Genomic DNA, 14,906 nt, shown 5'->3' on the forward strand with positions numbered 1-14,906 from the left:
CCCGTATTTTTTAATAAATGACTTAACGTAATTGTGGTGTATCGAAACAGCGGTTTTGTAATACCGGCAAAATCTTGCGGGCATGATTAAGACGTTCGCGATCTAGTGTGGTAAAGACTAAAGCAGGGGCTTCGGCAGCACGTGCAATTGCGACACCGAGGGGATCAACCACCATACTATTGCCGATATTGCGCTCACCACATTCCCCTACCGCGACAACATAGCTGGTATTTTCCAGCGCCCGTGCGGTCACTAACACTTCCCAATGCATCTCTTTTAACGGCCCTTTAACCCAGGCGGCCGGTAGCGCCAATACCTCGGCACCATCTAATACTAAACGGCGGGCTAGTTCAGGAAAACGTACGTCATAGCAGGTCATTAACCCAACTTTAAAGCCCGCAATCTCAATTAACGGCGGCACTTCAGTCCCTGGCGTAACGTTCTTTGATTCTTGAGTGGCAAAAGCGTCATAAAGATGCAGTTTGCGATATTGAGAAATAATCTGGCCATCACGAATCGCAATCAACACGTTCCACACTCGGCCATTAGAATCAGGAGCCGGCATATGTATGCACATCATGGTGGTTAGCTGTGAACCAACGCTGGCCGCCAATAACTGGCTAACGAATGGCCCATCTAAAGGTTGCGCCGCTTTCAACACTAAATCTGGGTCGGTAATATCACGCGCGAGAACGCCCTCTGGCAGTACCAGGAGATCGGCTTTGGCCGAGACTGACTTCTCCATCAACGATACGCAGGTTTCAGCATTGGCCTGCCATTCACGAGCAACAGCAAACTGGCCTAAAGCAACTTTCATATTTTTTACCTCTTATTTACTCGCGTAATGAGGGAAGAGATCGGAAGCGATCAAACGACGGGCAGTTAACTTCTGCACGAAGAGTTCGTTTGCAAAGTCGTCAATCATCTTTTCATTCGCGGCATAGCCGTTATCGTTCCAACTCCTTGGTAAATCCACCACCGTGCGGCGCAGATCGTCGAGCAGCCATGGCGTGGTATCGGCATATTTAATCCGCTTATCCATCCACACCTGATAAGAACGCTCGATAACCTCACTAAGTGCCGCGGGTAGCCAAGGATGTTGTTCTACTAATGCTGGTTTGAGCGCCAGCATATGCATGCCAGGCACGTAACCAACGCGATTAAAATAGTCTACCTCGGCCTGACGAAAATCGGGCTGTAACTGACGAAAACCGGAACCTGGCTCGAAGAAACCGTTCGGCATGAAGGGGGTAAAGACCGCATCCAACCAACCTTCCTGCAATAACTCCATCATCGGACGTTCGTCAGGGCAAATTTCAATACGCCCTTCACGGCCAAAGCCACCCAGCCGGTCAACAATAGGATGCGCGGCCGTCAAACGACCCACATACCAATTAGCATCGTCGATCCCCACGCCTTCCAAAGACAACAGCGCACGAGTCCAGGTATTGCCTGAATCCTGCCATCCCGTTAAGCCAATGCGTTTACCTGCCAGTTGAGAAAGTGAGGTTAACGGGCTGTCATGCCGGGTAATAATGCAACGCTGGCGAAAACCACGCATTAGAAAGTGTGGCAGCACCCAAAGATCATTTTCGCCACGTGCACGGCCCAGCGCATAACGGCTAAAAGAGATCTCCGCCGCATCGTAAATATCACTAGTCGCTAAATCATCAACTAAAGTACCAACGCGATCGATTTCCAGCGTAAAGCCTTCCGGTTTGATATCCCCTAGCGCGAGTGGCGTAATGTAATCCCAATCTCGCACGCCTAGTTTGATAGTCAACGCCACGATTCTTCCCCTTAATGTCTACAAAATAACGGTTTATAAAACGCTTAATCCAGGAGGCTGATCGCGACGTGGTCTTATGGCAGTTTTTATTATCACGTCTTTATAGCGAACACTTTATCGCCTGCCATTGGTTAAGTTTGATACTAATATCTTGAAATAATATGTACAATACAAACTTTGTTATTGAACAAAGTTTATGTCAGAGGAAAATCTTATGGAAAAAATGCTTGAGGCACAGTGGCTTGCAGGACATCTTCAAGATCGCTCAATACGCGGCATTGCTATCGAAACCGCAGCACTAATTCGCTCAGGCATTTTAGAAATAGGCATGCATCTGCCCGCAGTACGCGATCTCGCGCAAGAATTAGGCGTTAGCCCAGCAACGGTATCTGCCGCCTGGGGATTATTAAGACGACAAAAAGTAATTGCCGGACGCGGGCGCAATGGCGTGTGGGTATGTGGCGATACACTCTCGCCTCGCCCCGCGCGTTTTGAAAAGATTGGCAACTTTGGCAAACATATCATTGCCGATTTGACGACTTCCTCACCCGATCCACTGTTATTGCCTGCTCTACGTGAAGCCATGATCCATGGCATCAGCGCAGAAAACCTTAATAGCTATCAGCGCGAAGGGATTGCTAACTCGTTATTGCATGCCGTTAAGCCAGACTGGCCTTATGATGCAGCCGCCTTTATGGCCACCGATGGTGGCTTTGATGCCATCAACCTGACGCTGCAAACCTTGATTTTGCAAGGATCCGTGGTCGCAATAGAAGATCCTACCGCCACCCGCCTGTTGGATATTCTCGATAATTTGAGTGCGCAGGTAATCGCTGTAAAATGTGATGAATTCGGCCCACTCCCCGACGCTTTACAGCTGGCGTTAAATAAAAATCCTGCCGCTTTTATCTATCAACCGCGTACCCATTCGCACTGTGGGCACAGCGTCAGCCCGCAGCGCCTTGAAGAAATGGCCAATATCCTCAGCCAGCACGGGCAAACCTTAATTATTGAGGATGATGGTATCGGCCAACTATCTCACGCGGCGCCCATCAGTTTAGGCGGCCATTTCCCGGACAGAACTGTTCATGTGCGCTCTTATTCCAAAGCTTATGGACCAGATTTACGTTTAGCGGTGGTATCAAGCTCGCAAGATTTGCTTAAACAGATAAAGTCATTCCGTCATTTTGGCGCAGGCTGGTCAAGCCGCATTCTGCAACACGCGCTTGCCTATCTCATCAACGATGAATCTACACAGCAATCTATTGCTCATGCGCGGAAAGTTTATGCGCAGCGACGTAAGTCTTTAGCTGATGCGCTATTGATGCGCGGGGTGAATGTTCCTGAGCGTGATGGATTGTGTATGTGGATCACCGTGCCATCAGAACAATTCGCGCTGGTGACGTTAGCGGCACGGGGAATTGCCGTCTTACCAGGCGAACGCGGGAGCAATTCACCTGGCCAATCGATTCGGGTTAGTACCTGCCAGCTGAAACCAGAGTATGTTGATATCGTGGCTGATGCTATTGTGCTGGCAATGGGATAAACCTTTATTATCCGATTAATCTATCGACTACAGCAGGCTTTTTATCAAATACTTAGGCGACTCTTCGTATCCTGCGCGCGCATAAAACTGATGGGCGCGCACACGACGACTATGACTATGTACTTCCATGCGATCGCAACCGCGCGATATAGCGAGCTTTCCGCCTCATCAACCAATAACTGACCAATGCCTCCTCCACGGCTAGTGCCGCTGACGCATAAATAGCTGATGCGACAAAAATCACCGGCTAGCGGCAACTGTGGAATAAAATGCAACGAAATGAAACCGAGCACTTCACCATGCTGTTCGGCCACCAGTAAACGACTATCAGGATTAGCCTGCATTCGGTTTATTTGACTGCTAATGTGAAGGTCAGTGGTTGGATAATCTAAATCTGCAAATAATAAAACCAAAGCTGCGGCATCTTCCAATTTGGCATCACGAATCAACATTACTTTTTCCTTGCGTTATTTTCCTGGTGAGAAATAAATGCGACTACAAATTTCTAAGCCTGTTTGATAACATCTATATGCTGCATGGAGATGACATTCCTCCCAAACCGCCTTTACCGGCTGATGATGTCTACGCAATCTCGTTGAGAGGTTCGTAGCATGACGCCGGAACCTTTCTGATTATTAACCCAATAACCATACTAAGAGCCTATCCCAGTAGGCGTTATTGATGCAGGCATGTTGGACACGGACAGCGCACAGAAGCCGGAGCGTACACGCATTTAGAGTATCGCCAAGGTTCAACATAGCAAACTAAATAGCCCTAATGGGATAGGCTCTAAGAATTGAAAGGTCTATATGTTTAGCACATTACTTGCAGTTTTCATTGGCGGTGGCGTTGGTAGCGTTGCACGCTGGTACATCGGCCTGAAAATGAACGGCATGACCCCGCTTTTTCCAGCGGGTACATTAACCGTCAACCTGGTCGGCTCGTTTATTATCGGGCTTTGTATTGCTATTTTCAGCCGTATGACCCAACTCGACCCACTGTGGCGCGTGATACTTACCACTGGTTTTTGTGGCGGCCTCACGACCTTTTCAACCTTCTCAATGGAAGTGGTCACCATGCTGCAAGATGGCCGAATGGCGGCAGCAGGACTGAATATTTTGTTGAATCTGGTCGGTTCTATCGCCATGACGCTGATTGCCGTCATGTTGGTAAGCTGGTATAGCAGCCACTAACTCCCCCTAAACTCCTTCTGCTAACGGAGGAGTTTTCTATTTTCTGTCGATATCACGTCTCTTAATGTTTTCTTAACCTACTGCGATGATACTCGTATTAATTTACGTTCAATTAATACTGATTAATCCAGAGAACCGAATGAACATGATATCCAAACTCACGTCTGAATGTCTGGCTGTGTTGCTGTGTGCGCTGATCGTTATAAGCTTTGTTTTTACTTATTTTTACTAAGATATTTACGCCAAAAACCCCGCTAATTCCTATTATTATCAATCAATTAAAATCCAACATTAACCTAATAGTGTCAACATTAGGTTAATTAGTACTTCAAATATTTACCTCCTTTGTAACATTACCTATAATGAGAACGAGCATTCACTCTCACAATAAAGCTCTGCTAGTTCGACATCGCTTACATCTAAATAATCAGAGGCATTATGCAGTTTCTAAATAGCACTCGGGATGAACGCTTTAACGCCCGTCGCGACCAAATTATTGCCGCTTGCAGGATCTGTTTTCGTAAACATGGGTTTCATGGCGCAGGTATGGCTGAGATTGCCAAACTGTCCAAACTCAGCGTTGGGCAAATCTACCGCTACTTTGTGAATAAAGATGCCATTATCGAAGAGATTGTCCGTCGAATTGTGGATGGAAAGATCCAAAGGATGACGCTAGATCGCTATGACTTCAAACAGTTAGCGTTCCATCTTTCCCGAAGAACCAGAGGGGAATACTTCCCTAATGAGCAAGATGTCTCCTCTTCTTCAGAGAGCCTTGAACAAACCGAAATGGATCAGGCTCTGATGCAAGAGGTTGCGGCAGAAGCCACTCGCAATACTGTGGTGGCAAAAATCCTGCACGATGCCGAGATCAAACTTTTCCAGCAGGCAAAGAAAATTTTGTCTGTGCGCTACCCGCAACTATCAGATGTCGAACTGACCGCCCGTATTGAGTTGATAGCCGTACTCAGTGAAGGCACATCTTTCCGACTCGTCATGCAAAAGCGTGCTGACCCAGAGATTCTTAATAATATTTATAACCAGTGTTTCGACGCAGTATTTCCTCCATTAAACACCAGTAAATGAGTTGAAAAACATGACGAAAAGTCCACAAGATAAGCGCCTGAGCTACGCATTAGTTCTCGGTTCACTCGCCGCACTCGGGCCTTTGTGTATTGATCTTTACCTGCCCGCCCTGCCTGAAATGGCGAAAGAATTACATACCTCAACAGCCACCAGTCAATTAAGTCTGACCGCAGGTCTGCTTGGTTTAGGATTTGGTCAGATTATTTTTGGCCCTTTGAGTGATAGCCTGGGACGGATGCGACCTTTGCTATTCTCGCTGGTTATTTTGTTACTGGCATCGCTGGGGTGTGCATTTGCACAAAATATCGATCAGTTGATTGTTGCCCGCTTAATTCAGGGGCTAGCGGGTGCAGGTGGTGCGGTAATCTCACGCGCTATCGCTCGCGATATGTATACCGGCCATGCGCTGACCAAATTTTTCGCCTTACTCATGCTAGTCAACGGATTGGCCCCTATTGTTGCCCCTGTGCTCGGCGGTGGATTATTAACTATCGTCAGTTGGCGAGGAATTTTTGCCACCTTGGCCATTATCGCTGTGCTGCTGTTCTTGTTTTCGGCCGGAAAATTACAAGAGACCTTGCCAGAAGAACGCCGCCTGCAAGGTGGCGCCAAAACGATGGTCATATCACTTTGGACATTACTGCATCACCGTCAATTTATGGGGCTATGTTTGACACAAGGCTTTGTAATGGCAGGTATGTTTGCTTATATCGGCGCATCTCCTTTTGTATTGCAGCAGATTTACCATCTCAGTGCGCAAGAGTTTAGCTTCTGCTTTGCGGTTAACGGTATTGGTCTGGTGATCGCCGCTCAGATATCTAGCCGCCTCAGCGCGCTTTGGGGAGAGATGGCGATGGTAAAAGTCGGCTTGGGTATTGCAGCTGTTGCCTGCGTTATTCTAGTCATTGTCGCCACACTGCAAGCACCACTCTTCACCGTGCTGATCCCATTGTTCTTCTCGGTATTTGCTATCGGTATTATCAGCCCTAATTCTGCATCATTGGCAATGCAAAGCCAGGGGAAAAGCGCGGGTAGCGCCTCGGCATTACTCGGCGTAGCAATGTTTGCTCTCGGTGCGATCAGCGTGCCTATTACAGGAATTGGCGGCACATCAGCCTTATCGATGGGGTTAACGATTATGGGATGCTATGCGCTGGCCATCATTATGTTCGCCACTTTAGTTCGCCGCACACCAAAGCCGGTACAGTAAGCCCGTCATGCTTCAAGCTACAGGGCATATTTTCAATAACGGCGATAAAAAACAGGCATAAAAAAACCCGCATCTGCGGGTTTTTCGAAATCGGCTAAAGTTAGATAGCGATGACGTTAGCAGCCGAAGGGCCTTTGGCACCATTGGTGATTTCGAACTCTACACGCTGGCCTTCTGCGAGGGTTTTGAAACCGTTGCTAGAAATAGCGGAGAAATGCACGAAAACATCTTTGCTGCCATCTTCAGGGGTAATGAAGCCAAAACCTTTAGACTCATTGAACCACTTAACGCTACCTTTAATCTTAGACATCGAACTTACCTTTAACGTGAATGTTAAACACAAAATGTGTGTCAATCACAGTACAGCAGCGGATTTCAGTTTTGTCCAGAAATCCGCTATCAATAAGCGACAAATCTCTCAATCTATGTCATTCAGCCAACTTTACTCCTGCATTAACGCCATTTTCCCCACGAGAATACAGCTGACTATCGCAGGGAAATGCCATCAGAAGAATGAATCGTCGTCATCATCACTGCCGTAGCTGTCAGATCCGAAGCCATCGTCAGAACCAAAGCTGTTAGACCCAAACAGGCCGCCGTTATCGTTTTGATATGATGCATCCTGGAAATTAGAGTCGTTGTTATAACGAGGGTTATCCCAAGAATTATCACCACTCAACAAAGGATCGTTGTTAGGGTCAAAATTAGTTTGTGGCTCTTCAATAATGTTGACGATCTCTTCTGGACGGCTCTGGTGGAACATGCCGGTCAGCATATCGGCTAATACCACACCACCAGCAACACCCGCCGCGGTTTTCAACGCGCCACCGAGGAAGCCAGAACCAAATGGCGCGGCCTGAGCTGGTTGCTGCTGCGGAGCGTATTGTTGTTGTGCATATTGCTGTGGCTGAGCGGCCTGTTGCTGCGGTGCAGCCCCCCAACCATTGGTGCCAGGAATCGGCGAGCTACCAGAGGATGGCTGGCTAGTTTGAGTATTGCTGCTGCCACCACCAAACAAACCGGCCAGGAATCCCGTGCTTTGAGGACGAGCATTCTGCGCTTGAGTTTGTAGCTGAGTCACTTGCTCTTGCAACGCCTGAACTTGCGCATTAAGGCGCTTGAGGGCCGCTTCCTGAATAATCATCGCCTGCGTCATATAATAAGGCGCAGCAGGTTGCTTACTGATGTAAGACTGGATAACGCGTTCAGCCTCGGCGTCACGCGGTGCTGTGTTGGATTCAGCCTGTTGCAGACGGCTAAATAGCCCTTCAATTAAACGTTGTTCTTCAGATTGCATGGCTTCACCTTTATCGCTGTTTGTTACTGCCCCGCCGATGGACGAGGAAAGTCTATTACACACATTAATACAATTAGGATCCGTGATGAATGAACGGAGTGTCAACAAATATGATTGGCGTAAAGTTACGAGAAGAAATGCGGGATGAAGTAAAGAAAACTAACGCAGGGATGCCCCTTTCGTAGCGAAGCACGAAAGGGGCATCCCTGTAGCCGTCGAGCTTATTTTTTAGCTGACCATGAGAAAATAAAATCGCGATCCGGAAGCGAAGTATAAGTGCGTACCAATTCGTGGTAGGTCTTCGTTGGATCAAGATCTTTAAACTGCTGCGGATAAATAAATTTCGCCAAATACTCCATTCCTACAATATTGTAAGGATGGTTATAGAACTGGTGATATACCGCATAAACACGTTGATCCATCACAGCAGGAACCTGAGCAACGCCATTGCGATGCGTCAGTTTATTGGCCAATTTATCGACCTCAGCCTGCGTGGCGTTGTAGCCAAATGGCATCATTTCATTTTTGCCGGTGCCAGGATGCTTCGAACCCGTGAAGATATATACGTCCGGTTTCATAGCAATCACTTTCTCTAATGAGACTTCACCCGCCGCGCCCGGCAATAAGGCACTGCCGATATTTTTTGCGCCAACTGCCTGGATTAATTTCCCCCACCCGGCATTGCCATGAGTAAAGCAGCAAGAGTCGGAACGGCCAGCCAGCGGTTCAATAAACACATTAGGGCGCGTCTTAATCGAAGCAATTACTTGTTGCAGATGTTGGTAATGCGCCTGATAGAACTGGGTATAGGCACGGGCGTTATCTTCTTGATTTAACACCTTTCCAAGCAACTCGATACTTGGCGTGGTATCTATAGCCGGATCTAGCTCATAATCAACAAACAACACCGGAATATGCAACGCCTGCATTTTATCCAGCACACCAGCCTGAGCCAGTGCTGGTTTAGCGCGCAGTTGGGCAATCATCAAATCCGGTTTTTTAGCGATAACCGTTTCAAGGTCAACCTGACCTTTATCGTTAAATCCCATATCCAAAATAGACGCTGATTCTGGCCATTTGCTTTTCAGCATGTCCCAAGTGCCGCTATCGCTATTTTTTAACAGATTATTCCAGGCTACAACGTGCTTGAAAGGATCGGCTTTATCTAATACAGCCAGACCGAGAATATCGCGACCGTCCTGCAAAATAATGCGCTGCGGCGCTTGGTTGAAGGTAATTTTCTGACCAGAAAGGTCAGTAACAGTTAAGGGATAGGTTGTAGCACAAGCGGCAAAAGAGGTCGCCATCATGCCAGCAACAAGAAGTGTACGCCCTGATTTATTCAACATAATGGTTACCTGACAATATGATTTCTAATGTAAATGATTATGATAAGTATTATCACGTCAAGGCTGAATCATAAACAGGGGCAACAGGCTGAGGCAAACCCTTTAGGCTGTCTAAATCAGATTAAAATATCTCTAAATATGAATGATGTGACGTGTTACGTGAGGAAGTGAAAGTAAAAGACAGCCCTGAAACGAAAATCAGGGCTATCAGGGTAAATATCAGAAATGGCCGATCTTGTTCATCAAGAACTCGCTAATCAGTGCCCGATGAAAAGCACGCTGCGCTTTATCAGCTGCCGCACTGTGTCCACCTTGAGTGTTCTCATAAAAATAGACTTCCTCAATGCCCAATTTCTGCATTCTGGCCGCCATTTTACGCGCATGGACCGGCCCAACCCGGTCATCGCTGGTCGCGGTAGTAAACAGCACCGGCGGATAATTCACCGCAGAGTCGATATTATGATAAGGAGAAAAATGCTGAATAAACTCCCACTGCTGCGGGTCCTGCGGGTCGCCATATTCTGCAATCCAGGATGCCCCTGCTGAAATTTGCGTATAGCGATACATATCCAGCAAGGCGACTTCGCAAACAATCGCCCCAAATAACTGCGGATAACGCGTCAGCATGTTGCCAACTAACAGGCCGCCATTGCTTCCGCCTTCTGCCGCTAAATGGGCTGGCGAAGTTAATTTACTGGCAATTAACCCCCGTGCCACGGCTGCAAAGTCTTCATAGGCGCGTAAGCGGTGCTGCTTGAGTGCAGCCTGATGCCAACGCGGGCCATATTCACCACCACCACGAATATTAGCAATAACAAACGCCCCGCCACGCGCTAACCAGGTTCGGCCGGTAATCCCCAGATAATAAGGCGTCAATGAAACCTCAAAACCACCGTAGCCATATAACAGCGTCGGCGTCGTTCCATCTTTTGGCAGCGTTTTACTAGAGATAACAAAATAAGGCACCTGCGTACCGTCATCTGACTCGGCAAAATGCTGCTCAACCAGATAACCATCGGCATCAAAATGACTAGGATCTTGTTTGAGGATCTCTGCAGCAGAAGAAGTATTGTTTTTATCCAGCAAGCCTAAATAGAGCGTGGTTGGTTGTAGGAATCCAGTCACGGTCATGAAATAGTCGTTGGTATTCTCATCAATACCCGATGCCTGGATTGTGCTCAGTGCAGGCGCACTCCCTAACGGCTCACGTAGCCATTCACCTGGCTGTGGTGTGAGCACTTCCAGATGATTAGCCACATCCTGCATTATGCTCAAGATAAGGTAATCGCGTGTCGAGGAATAGTCGGTTAACGCTGTATTGGCTTCTGGCGCAAACAGCAAGGTGAATTGGCGATCGCCTGCCATAAAAGCATTAAAATCTATCGCCAACAAACTTCCTTGACGGTAGTGCTGCTCCGCAACAGTCCAGTCGCTAGACAGCTCCAGCAGCAGCCACTGTTTCCAGGTACTAAATTTGGCATCATCGGGTATTTCCAGCTTGAGCAGACCACGTTCAGGGTCAAGCTGGAAAGTTTCATGCCGATAGAAATCTATCACTCGTTCAACAAAATTACGCGGATAGCCCGGTTCACTATCGTGGTAAGCAATGACCATCATGTCATCGATGTCAGCGCTAAATACCGTCTTAGCTTCTTCAAGAGGCGTAGCGCGCTGCCAGATTTTAGCGATACGTGGGTAGCTGGAGGTGGTCAGTGAGTCTGGGCCAAAGTCTGTCGCCACAAACAGATGGTCTTGATCAATCCATGACACCCGGCTTTTGGCCGAAGGCAGCGAGAACCCCTGTTCGACAAAACTCAGGGATTGCAGATCAAACTCACGAATAGCCGAGGCATCACCACCGTCCGGCGAGAAGTGCAACAGACAGCGCTGGTAATCTGGTTTGAGCGGTTGCATGCCGTGATAAACCCACTCTTTCTCTTCCGCCTTATTTAACGCATCGATATCTAGCACGGTTTCCCACTCGGGTTTATCCAAACGATAAGAGTCCAATGTGGTGCGACGCAACAGGCCGCGCGGATTTTTTTCATCCTGCCAGAAGTTATATAACAGTGGGCCGCACTTCATGACTGTCGGAATTTGCGAGTCGGTATTCAAACACTTAAAGACATCATCCCGCAGCAAAGAGAATGCTTCACTCTCGCTAAACTGCTGCAACGTGGTTTTGTTTTGCTGCTCCACCCATTGCAATGCCGTAGGCTCGTTGATTCCTTCCAGCCAAATAAAATCGTCTTGATCCGGTGATAAGGGTGTCGACATAAATTGTGCTCCTGCAATTGGGTTGATTAACGGCGCGAACGAGGACATCAAGCTGCTTTATGCAGCATGGGGTTTTGTTGAAAAAACCATCATAACAAAAATAGCAATTCAGCTACTTTGTTCATAATGGCAGCGGTGCGGAAAAATTAGCAAGGCCCGGTTCGCACCGAGCCTAATATGATTAACGTGCTGTTGGATAACGTTTAGATCACGACTTCAAATCGATACGTACCACATCATCCGGCTCTGTGGCTTCTTTATCACGAGTCGATGCTTGCTTCACTGAAACATACAGCACCTGACCATCAGGAGACAACGCCAGGCTATTTGGATAAACCGGCAGCTTGATTGTTTTCAGCACTTTATAGGTTTTAGCATCGATGACACTGACTTCACCCGCCTGGCGGTGAGTAACATACACTTCCTCGCGCTGCGGATTGAATAAGATGCCCAATGATTCAGGCACATCAATGCGGTGCAAAACATTGCCATCACGAGTATCCACTACTAACACTTGCGCTTGCTTGGAGTCGGTAATAAATGCACGGTGCGTTGCGGTATCCAGACTGATATTTAAGAAGAAATGTTCTTTATCAGCATCGAGTTTTTTGCGGGTCAGGACTTTATTGGTTGCGGTATCAATAGTCACCAACTCACCTTCGGCATTCGTCACATAAAGGCGTTTAGCCGCAGAATCCAGCGCCAAACCAGTGCCGTACTTGCCAGTATCTTTAATAGTATCGCGCAACGTCAAATCTTTGCCGTTAACAACCCAGACCACGCTAGCCTCACCTAAACCGGTGACATAAACCGTGTCCGTAGCAGTATCCGCTACCACTTCTCTTGGTGATAAGGGTTTAACGGTTTCGCTACGCTTACGTTCGTCAAGCACCAACCGGCCTTTCACTTCATCAGTTTTAGCATCAATTGCCGTTAGCGCATTGTTAGTCGTATTGGTGAAATAAAGCACACCAGTTTGTGAGTTGATCGTGGCGCCAAAAGGTTTGGCATCATTATGAATGATCTGTGTGATGTTCAGCGTTTGCGGGTCCAGGCGATACACAATGCCGCCCTTATCCAGGCTACGGCTTTGCGAGGTAGCAACATAGAGCGAATTATCCCCTTGGCTATAGACCAATTCATAAGCGCCTTTACCCACAGGTTTGCGCAGCACATCAGTTTGGGTTTCAGCGTGCAGGTTGGTAGAAAGCAGCCATGTTGTAACCAATAACAAAGGGATAGCACGACGCTTGCTAAATTGACGCCCTTTAGTCATCACGATCTCCATAAACATTCTCCATTAGTCAACAATGTGAGCCATCACAGGCTAAGATACTTCTCGCAATCTTAAAAACTCACGCATAACCCCCTCAAAGAGTCTGAGTTTATTACGCTATGCGCGCCAAGCTTGAGAATAGTAATCATTATTATTATCAAATGGCAGCTTTTTCTTAGCCATTACGTCTGATGTAAAAGCTCAACAGCAAAATAAATCGGCAAAAAAGTACCGCCAGTTGCGGTATTTCGACTCGAATGGGATAAGAGAAAAGTAATAAAGGGACGAGTCAGAATTTCTGACTCGTCAGGAAACACGAGGGAATAAATTACGATTTAGCGCCTGGGCACTGTTCAGAAAGCGTGGTCAGATTTTCGGCTTCATGCTGGAAACTAATCTTATTAGTCGTGCCATTCTGATTGATTTTTAACACGAAGATACTGTCAAAATCACTACCCGGCCAGGCCGGTACAGTGTCAGGATCCGCGCCTTCGGTTTTCATAATATTTTTTACCAACTTATCCAGGTTTTTGTGTTCCCAAGAAACAAAGACCAAAGAATTACGATAAGTATCGCTTAACAACGCCTTCTGTACGCCTGAAACATCATCAGCATGGAACTGAATATTAATTGGCATAGAGAGTCGAATCGCGGTTGGAGTAATGGTCGTCAACGGTCTGAGCGAGCTCCCCAACTTGTCCTCTTTCGGCCCCGCAGCAAAGATGGCATCAGGTTTGCCATAACGGGTGAGCAAAACATCTGGCAAGGCCAGCGCCCGGTTAAGCCCTTTGCAAGTTAGTTGTCCGCTGTTGTTCGCTGGTTTCTCACCGTGACGAACGAAAACAATCGTTTCTTCAGCTTGCGCCGTAGAAATACTCGCCATTGTCGCAGCCAGAACCAACGCGATGCCGCCTAATTTGATCAACGATTTCAAAGTCCACTCCTCGTTTGAATAATATGTACCGCCAATAACATTAACCACAAATCCTAAGCATCTTCCCTGCTGATGTAGCCAAAATTTACACAAAGCACAACAGGTTTCCCAGTAACAAATGTCTCTCTTTTCAGAAAGAACGTAAGCAAAAATACACGCTGATTATGCAGATAAAATATGTAGATAAAGTGATACTTTGTATGGGGAAGTAAGAAAGGGAATGTTAATGGCGAACACTATCAAAAAGACAATTTATCAATCAAAGAATAAATAAGTCAAACTGATGGTTATTAATCAAAAGATGAACGTAAAGAAATGAGTGAATGTATCAATTACTTTAATTTCCCAGCCCGCTACCGCGGGTTGGGAAATTTAAAAAAGGAATTACTTATCGATTTCAGAAATAACCTTCACATTTGTTTGGGCAATTTCTCTATGTTTACCCCAAGCGTCCTTGTACTTGATTAAGCCTGTATCTTTATCCACTTTAGGCTTGCCTTCACTGACGATCGTGCGACCATCATTGGTCTGGATAGCATAGTTGCTCGAGCACCCCACCAATAAAGCAGAAAGTATGACAGCTGAAGCTAAAAGATAACCTTTTTTCATAACCCACTCCTTTTTGTTTATCCTATCTAATTCTTAGCACACAAATAGTATTGGGCAAGTTTATCGCGATAAATATGTATTCTGGGCTGTTCCACCCCAACAAGCAGCAGTAACAGTATCAAACAGTCCCACACTAAGAAACATCTCATACGATACAAACGCATCAGCGAGAAAAGAACTAATCAATTGATTTATATGAATTTACTATTAATTCAACTTAAGATAATTCTTGCATTAAATTTGCAAAACCATTCAAATATTTTTCTTTGATAGTTAATAACTATCACAACAAAGACGCATCTTCGGTTTAAACGATTTTTTATTTAAAAATTTAACTTAT

13 protein-coding genes, 1 pseudogene and 1 riboswitch are annotated in these 14,906 nt (G+C 46.6%); of the genes and pseudogenes, 4 read left to right on the forward strand and 10 right to left on the reverse strand.

The genetic code is table 11. The annotated features are described in order from the left end of the window. Positions 1–22: 22 nt before the first annotated feature. Positions 23–817, reverse strand: a complete 795-nt coding sequence (locus tag ACL9RG_RS14500) for a deaminated glutathione amidase (protein ID WP_422793326.1) — start codon at positions 815–817, stop codon at positions 23–25. A gap of 12 nt (positions 818–829) precedes the next feature. Beyond that, positions 830–1,789 (reverse strand): nitrate ABC transporter substrate-binding protein, encoded by a 960-nt coding sequence (locus tag ACL9RG_RS14505; RefSeq protein WP_422793327.1) that lies wholly within the window; start codon positions 1,787–1,789, stop codon positions 830–832. Between the two features lie 214 nt (positions 1,790–2,003). Between ACL9RG_RS14505 and ACL9RG_RS14510 the strand changes: the two genes are divergently transcribed. Next, positions 2,004–3,335: an aminotransferase class I/II-fold pyridoxal phosphate-dependent enzyme gene (locus ACL9RG_RS14510; RefSeq protein WP_422793328.1), complete on the forward strand. Its 1,332-nt coding sequence runs from the start codon at positions 2,004–2,006 to the stop codon at positions 3,333–3,335. 27 nt (positions 3,336–3,362) lie between these two features. Here the strand turns inward: ACL9RG_RS14510 and ACL9RG_RS14515 are convergent. Next, a pseudogene (locus ACL9RG_RS14515) lies at positions 3,363–3,787 on the reverse strand (GNAT family N-acetyltransferase). Between the two features lie 77 nt (positions 3,788–3,864). Then, positions 3,865–3,927, forward strand: a riboswitch (Fluoride riboswitch). A gap of 217 nt (positions 3,928–4,144) precedes the next feature. Between ACL9RG_RS14515 and crcB the strand changes: the two are divergent. From crcB to ACL9RG_RS14530, 3 genes are all read left to right on the forward strand, one after another. Further along, positions 4,145–4,528, forward strand: a complete 384-nt coding sequence (crcB, locus tag ACL9RG_RS14520) for a fluoride efflux transporter CrcB (RefSeq protein WP_422793329.1) — start codon at positions 4,145–4,147, stop codon at positions 4,526–4,528. 438 nt (positions 4,529–4,966) lie between these two features. Continuing rightward, on the forward strand, positions 4,967–5,614 hold the full coding sequence (locus ACL9RG_RS14525; protein ID WP_422793330.1) for a TetR/AcrR family transcriptional regulator: 648 nt from the start codon (positions 4,967–4,969) through the stop codon (positions 5,612–5,614). 10 nt (positions 5,615–5,624) lie between these two features. Beyond that, positions 5,625–6,824 carry a multidrug effflux MFS transporter gene (locus tag ACL9RG_RS14530; protein WP_422793331.1) on the forward strand — a complete coding sequence of 400 codons (1,200 nt, stop codon included), beginning with the start codon at positions 5,625–5,627 and terminating at the stop codon, positions 6,822–6,824. 100 nt (positions 6,825–6,924) lie between these two features. Here the strand turns inward: ACL9RG_RS14530 and cspE are convergent, their stop codons facing one another. From cspE to ACL9RG_RS14565, 7 genes are all read right to left on the reverse strand, one after another. After that, positions 6,925–7,134 carry a transcription antiterminator/RNA stability regulator CspE gene (cspE, locus tag ACL9RG_RS14535; protein WP_009636912.1) on the reverse strand — a complete coding sequence of 70 codons (210 nt, stop codon included), beginning with the start codon at positions 7,132–7,134 and terminating at the stop codon, positions 6,925–6,927. A gap of 195 nt (positions 7,135–7,329) precedes the next feature. Beyond that, positions 7,330–8,121 carry a DUF2076 domain-containing protein gene (locus ACL9RG_RS14540; RefSeq protein ID WP_422793332.1) on the reverse strand — a complete coding sequence of 264 codons (792 nt, stop codon included), beginning with the start codon at positions 8,119–8,121 and terminating at the stop codon, positions 7,330–7,332. A 221-nt stretch (positions 8,122–8,342) separates the two neighbouring features. Next, complete coding sequence (locus tag ACL9RG_RS14545; RefSeq protein ID WP_422793333.1) at positions 8,343–9,470, reverse strand: ABC transporter substrate-binding protein; 1,128 nt, start codon at positions 9,468–9,470, stop codon at positions 8,343–8,345. A gap of 219 nt (positions 9,471–9,689) precedes the next feature. Then, a complete protein-coding gene (locus ACL9RG_RS14550; RefSeq protein WP_422793334.1) occupies positions 9,690–11,747 on the reverse strand; it encodes a prolyl oligopeptidase family serine peptidase in 2,058 nt (685 codons plus the stop codon). A gap of 208 nt (positions 11,748–11,955) precedes the next feature. After that, positions 11,956–13,035 (reverse strand): YncE family protein, encoded by a 1,080-nt coding sequence (locus tag ACL9RG_RS14555; protein ID WP_422793335.1) that lies wholly within the window; start codon positions 13,033–13,035, stop codon positions 11,956–11,958. 316 nt (positions 13,036–13,351) lie between these two features. Next, positions 13,352–13,906 (reverse strand): histidine phosphatase family protein, encoded by a 555-nt coding sequence (locus tag ACL9RG_RS14560; protein WP_422793423.1) that lies wholly within the window; start codon positions 13,904–13,906, stop codon positions 13,352–13,354. Positions 13,907–14,341: 435 nt separating this feature from the next. Continuing rightward, positions 14,342–14,566 carry a YgdI/YgdR family lipoprotein gene (locus ACL9RG_RS14565; protein ID WP_422793336.1) on the reverse strand — a complete coding sequence of 75 codons (225 nt, stop codon included), beginning with the start codon at positions 14,564–14,566 and terminating at the stop codon, positions 14,342–14,344. Positions 14,567–14,906 lie beyond the last annotated feature (340 nt).

Source organism: Rouxiella sp. Mn2063 (genome assembly GCF_049319665.1).
GTDB lineage: Bacteria > Pseudomonadota > Gammaproteobacteria > Enterobacterales > Enterobacteriaceae > JBMOUD01.